Origin of the sequence: Runella limosa DSM 17973 (assembly GCF_000482465.1) — a bacterium.
Taxonomy (GTDB): Bacteria; Bacteroidota; Bacteroidia; order Cytophagales; family Spirosomataceae; genus Runella; species Runella limosa.
The window spans coordinates 1-5,844 of the sequence record NZ_AXVJ01000085.1 but is presented as its reverse complement, the minus strand read 5'-3'; the positions used below and the strand labels follow the sequence as shown (position 1 = coordinate 5,844).

Below are 5,844 nucleotides of genomic sequence, written 5' to 3'. Positions count from 1 at the left end.
TATGCACCCGCAGCCAAAGAACCAGCAGGATTAGGATAAGTAATAGTGCTTAATCTGTCTATCTTACTTTTGGCCCGAATCGGGAGTTGCAACCAAATTACTTATCCGGCATTAAAATTCACAGGCACTGTTAATGTGGATTACCTCAAAAAACATAAAGACGAAATGACACGAGTAGCTGCTTCTTTAATAATGGGAACTGTTACACCTGTTACGCTTATTGCTAAACTACAAGCCTATCCCAAGCAAAATAATCTGATGTATGTACTGCAATCTTATGGGCAGTTGGTCAAAACCATTTTTATCTGTAAATACTTACTCAGTCAACCATTAAGAAAGAGAATCAATGCTCAACTCAATAAAGGTGAGCAACTGCATGGATTGAGGGTTTATTTGTGGTTTGGGGGGGATGGAGTTATTCGTAAAAGACAAGAGCAGGAGCAACAAGTAACGGCACGAAGTCTTAACTTACTAACAAATATCGTCATTGTTTGGAATACTGTTTACATTCAGGAAGTATTAAAACAACTTCAAAGCGAAGGATTTCAGGTAGATGAGACTGATTTTCAGCATATTTCACCTGCTCCTTTTGAGCATATAAATCGCTTGGGCAAATATTCTTTTGAAAATACCTTTGAAATGGATACAAACGGGCTTAGACCACTAAGAAAAAACCGATAACAAGCTCTATCAAAGCTCTTCAAACCGCCGTTTTCCGCAGATTTGCAGAAAGAACCTCTACTCAGGAGTGTACCATGGTATCATCATGATAGGATACTCAGCTAGCTGTCCAGATCTACGAGGGAAAAAACCATCGCTAAAAAGTAAGTGAGTAAGCCTACTCTTAACGCCTAATATAAGGGCAAATAAAAAAACCGTAGTTTATTCGATTTTTATGGTTGATGGGTGATTGGCTTCGGTCATCCAATCGTACGCAAATATGCCCCCACCTATTAGAGAAGATAAAAGGAGATTATGGAAGCCTAAAAAGAAAGCGAAGCGTTAGCAAGCCATGACTTTGTCAGGACAAAATCTAACGCAAGCTATTGGCGGGGAATTGGCACTTCTCTTACTTCGGTATTACTTTCCAATAGCCACCTCTGTCTCCCCCCATTCTTTCGATTTTCTTCTCCTCTTTTAGCGTTTTTATGGCTCTTTCGATGGTTTTTGTACTCACTCTGAGTTCTTTTGCCAAAATTGCTGTTGTGATGGTAGAATTCGTTCTAATCAACGTCAGTACTTTCTCCGACATTTTCTCCGACATTTCTCCGACATCTTTGGCAGGAAACGTGTTATTTTGTGGTACTTTCTCGATTTTTTGTTTTATTTCAAGCATTACACTGGCAAAATCATAATCGAACACAGGAGCAGGTAAACCATAATTGATACACTCGTTGATAATTCGAATGGTGCCTCTTCCCCATTGCTCAATGTAGCCAGTTCTGAAAAGGGCCGTTGAAATACTAGGGTTAAAAGGTCGCGAAGCATGTTTTTGCTTTAAGTTTTCGACTGTCCAGTTTTCGGGTAACGTACCTTCGTTCCAAAAGATGATTTTATCAGCATATACACTGATTTGAATGGGAATCCCGCTGCTGTAATCTTTGTGAGCAATGGCGTTGAGCAATGCCTCCCTCAGGGCTGCTTCTGGAAACGGGAGTTCCTCGATGCGTTGAATACCCTCATAACTAATAAGTGCTTTTAGGTATTTGGTACGCAACAAATCAAGTGCTTTTTCGATTTGCTCAAATAAATGCCCGTGGATTTCGTCCTGAAACAACAAATCATCATCCGTGCGGAAATAGCCAATTTTCACAAAAGCCCCAGTGACGTACTTTTCGGGATCGGGATGAAAGAGCAAAATGGCCGCTCTTTTCAAGAAGTTACCTTCGGTCAAATGAAGCTTTTCGAGTAATATGTCGTTACTTTCCTGTACAATTTCTTCCGTCAGTCGATTAGATTTGATGGCCTTTGTTCGGAAAAAATCAAAGGCCGAAAGGCTCAAATCGTTTGCTGAAACATGGGGAATTGGCACTGCATCCCAGCGTCTTCCTTGTTTGTTGAGCAAGAACTTATCCAAAGCAGCTCCTTTGAGTTCTTGTTTGGTACTACCACTGCGGTAATGATACTGCCCTTTGTAGCTGACTGGGTACGGATAAGCCTCTACGCTAATTTCTAAATAATTTCCTTGAAGACTCGTTTTTAAATCCACATCCACCACAATACCCAAAATATCCCGCACCTTATTTGGAATGTCTTCTAACATTTTTTTTGCATCATTAAGCCCTGTTACTTCCCCTTTGTCGTTGATACCGATTAAAAGTTTGCCGCCAGAAGCATTCGCAAAACCGCCAATCCACTTGATATACTCGTCACGCCAAGTTTCTTTCCATTGTATATTTTGACTTTCTTCCATTCTACAAGCTGTGTAATTCTAGCAAGCTTTTGAGCTTTCCAAGGTTGTTTTAGTGCTATCAAATATACTCTATTTTTAGTAAAACCTGACTTGTTTTTGTTAGAATAAAAGTAAGGAGCTATTCAATTTTGAAAAGGTATTTTGTACGCGTATTTCATTTTATTATCGTTATTATTCCGTTATATTAGCATTATATAATATATAACATTGATATTGAAAATATAAATATTTTTTTCCCTGTTAACTATATAAAATTATATAATAGTTATATATATGGTCGCAATCTTATAGCGGTTCATTATAAAATTACCTGATAATCAGATAATTAAGAAAATAAAATTGGTCGCAATCTTATAGCGGTAGCCATTTTAGTCGCAATCTTATAGCGGTAACCGTCGTTTCGGTCGTAATCTTATAGTAGCAATACCGTTTCGGTCGCAATCTTATAGCGGTAAGTCGTAATCTTATAGCGGTAAAAAGCATTTCGGTCGCAATCTTATAGTGGTAAAAACCTGCTTTGGTCGCAATCTTATAGCGACGACTTGTATTTTTCTAAGATTCACTCGGCTTTTCTTCATTCAAGTTCTGTATATAACTGTCAAGAAGCTCCTGAAGGCTTAAATCTTCCGATTTATCATGCTCCGACATAAAACTTGCTTTATACACGTCGCGTATAATCCGATCTTTCAACTCCTTATCGTACTCCCGATTGGTAAGCCACTTTTGAAACAATTCAAAGTTATCAACGTACTGAGGGAACTGATCATCAAACGCCTGACGAAGCCGCTCGTTGAGTAGTTTAAAAAACAAATTTTTCTTATTCCCTTCCAAGGGCAATTGAGTTAAATCAAATGTCAGCCGAATACTGTATGCTTGTTTTTGTCCTTTATCTGTAAAAAACTCAATTTGAAATTTCAAATCAGAGTGTTCTGCAATGTTTTTCAGGTACTTATGGAGAATGAATTTACGGTGCTTTGGAAGTTGGTCTTCAATATTGGCAATTTCACAAAGAAAGTCAAAATTGGGAGTTAATACGTTGGTACTATTATAAATCAATACGTTTTGCATCCCCGCTAAATAAATATACAGGTTTTTGATACGACCACTGTTTTTATTGGATGCTACCCGTAAATAATCCTTTAAACTCAGTGTTACGTAGAAACTCATCAGGTTTTCAACAAATCCCCGTCCTAATTTAAAAGAATAAAACCTTTTTTGTGGGCGATTTACATTATAGCTTACTCGTATATCACTGATAATCTGTACGAAAGAGACGTTAAGTTCTTTCATACTGGGAATTTGCGTCTTTTCAATCCGAGATAAAGGGATATTGTTTGCCGCCAAACGATACAACGTATATTCAAAGACGCTCTTAAACTCATGTCCTAGCAAGGTAGGAGGTTTAATCATACCCGTTTCAAAAATTGGATGTGTTTTTTGCAAATTTGGCGATTTGTAGCCCATCAACTTGCAAAAATCATTGATGGCAAAGTTGGTGTACCCAAATAAGTCTGTTTTATACGAATGGGCTAGAAAGATGATAATATCCCGTGCAAGTGTGGCGTCTTCCTTAAAATTACGCTGTATATCGGGTAGGTTATAAAATAGATTTCTATCAAGCCGGACGCGATCCAGCCACTCCTGGGCGTTGTTTGGAATGAAGGCAATGGATTCAGATTTTAGATTCATACAGGTGTAAAGTCAATTAAAGAGACATATCACTATAATTAGGATCGCGTTTTGCTATAAATTGTAAGTCTTCATTAAAGTCTTTCAAATGAGGTTTATGGATTGTCAACCAATTTGATGGCTTTTTTTCTTTGGCCAGAAATTCTTCCAGTATTCCAAGAGCCAAACCCATAGTATCAATATGCACATCGACCCATCCATCGTTTCGAGAGGCTACAAATTTTTTAGTGTTTTTAAAATACTTTTCAACCATTCCTTCAAGAAAAGGCACTTCATTTGACGGATTTTCGACTTCATATCGAAATGAAAATATTATTTTTTGTCCATGAGACTGCACAATGACTCTCAGATTAGCAGGGTAGTCAGGGTACATCAACGCACCCATCAGTTTTACATTTTGTACCAAACCGCCTTTATCCTTATCATTGGCCAGTACAATTTTGTCCGGACGATAGAGCTCAACCAAGTACTGAATAAATTGGGGTTGAGTATCGCTTAAATTCCCCGCCGTTGCGACGTAAAGTCTTTTTTCAGAGGGGTATGGTAAAAACAATTGGTGGTACGAAAGCGCATCAATGGGGCTTTCGGTAATGACCATAGTAACATTTTCCGCGTCATTCATTGCCAAATCAGACACCCAACAAGCGTCCCCCCGAGAACATTCGATTTTATTATAGCGTGCATTTCGGACAATCGCCGCAACCACTCCCGTTTGATTTCGTAATGGGAATGCTGTATTTATGTACAAAACTCCATTGAACGTAAAGGTCTTATTGAATATTTGCTGCTGAAAACAAGCTTCCGAGGCTGTTTTTACAGTAATACCACGTTGATTCAAATAAGAGAAGTCGGATAGTGGCTGAAATTTAAAATCATAATTAGCGTCATACTCGGTAGTAGGGGGGAGAGTGGGGCGCAAAACACGTTTATTAGTTCTAATCTTTCCTATTTTCAATTCATTCAAATACCCATCCAAAGCGCCAAACACATCCTTCCAGTTTCGTTGGCTTCTATTAAACTCAAAGTCGAGAACGCTACCCCTATCTTTTGTGTCAACAGGATTGAAGTAACCTTGGTAACCAGTATTTTGGTTAAAAAAAACAACAATTACATCTCCCTCTTTCTTCAAAACTACGTAGTTGCGCGATGTTTTCTTGGGGTTAATAGCAAACCCTTTCCATATTGCAAACTCCACCAAATCAATCCGCGCTTTATAATACTCCCAATTATGTTTGCCCTCTTGGGTCAACCTTTCCATCTATATTCTATTTTCAACTTTTTATATACCACTATAACATTACGACTTTCATTTGTCTAGTTTTTTGAGCTTTGAAGCACAGCGTATGATTTCGTCACAAATCCTGACCATTCCTGTTTGTTGTAGTTGCTTCGTTAACTCTGACAACTGTCGAATCAGTACCTCTTTTGGATTCTCTTTAGCTGGCTTGGAAATCGTTTTTTTGGTATCCACTAGCACTTTTTTAACTGCCTGCTCAATCTCGTCAACCGTCGCCAAAGGAGATTCAGGGGTAACTGTTTTTCCAACCTGCTGAATAATCGTTTTGTTAACTTTAGTTTGACCCGATAAAATCCCTAATTTCAGGCTCGGATCCAGTTTTTCTAAACCCGAAGCAAATTCAGCATCTCGCTTAATTGTTTTCTCACTTACATTAAAGCGTTTGCCTAATTTTTGGGAGGTTGAAACCACCTCAGTGCCATAAAGGACATTTTGTCCCTTATGC

At 38.4% G+C, this 5,844-nt stretch carries 4 protein-coding genes and 1 pseudogene; 1 reads left to right on the top strand and 4 read right to left on the bottom strand.

Annotated elements, in window-relative coordinates; translation table 11 throughout:
- Positions 1 to 45: 45 nt before the first annotated feature.
- The gene (locus K339_RS0109665; protein ID WP_262505879.1) at positions 46 to 681 is read left to right on the top strand and encodes a Tn3 family transposase; all 636 of its coding nucleotides are present in this window, start codon (positions 46 to 48) and stop codon (positions 679 to 681) included.
- Between the two features lie 388 nt (positions 682 to 1,069).
- Here the strand turns inward: K339_RS0109665 and K339_RS0109660 are convergent, their stop codons facing one another.
- The 4 genes and pseudogenes from K339_RS0109660 to K339_RS37500 all read right to left on the bottom strand — a co-directional run.
- A complete protein-coding gene (locus K339_RS0109660) occupies positions 1,070 to 2,413 on the bottom strand; it encodes an ATP-binding protein (RefSeq protein ID WP_028523406.1) in 1,344 nt (447 codons plus the stop codon).
- A 552-nt stretch (positions 2,414 to 2,965) separates the two neighbouring features.
- Positions 2,966 to 4,102: a hypothetical protein gene (locus tag K339_RS0109655; RefSeq protein ID WP_028523405.1), complete on the bottom strand. Its 1,137-nt coding sequence runs from the start codon at positions 4,100 to 4,102 to the stop codon at positions 2,966 to 2,968.
- Positions 4,103 to 4,118: 16 nt separating this feature from the next.
- On the bottom strand, positions 4,119 to 5,360 hold the full coding sequence (locus K339_RS0109650) for a toprim domain-containing protein (protein WP_028523404.1): 1,242 nt from the start codon (positions 5,358 to 5,360) through the stop codon (positions 4,119 to 4,121).
- A gap of 48 nt (positions 5,361 to 5,408) precedes the next feature.
- Positions 5,409 to 5,844, bottom strand: a pseudogene (locus K339_RS37500) (hypothetical protein); the annotation flags it as partial.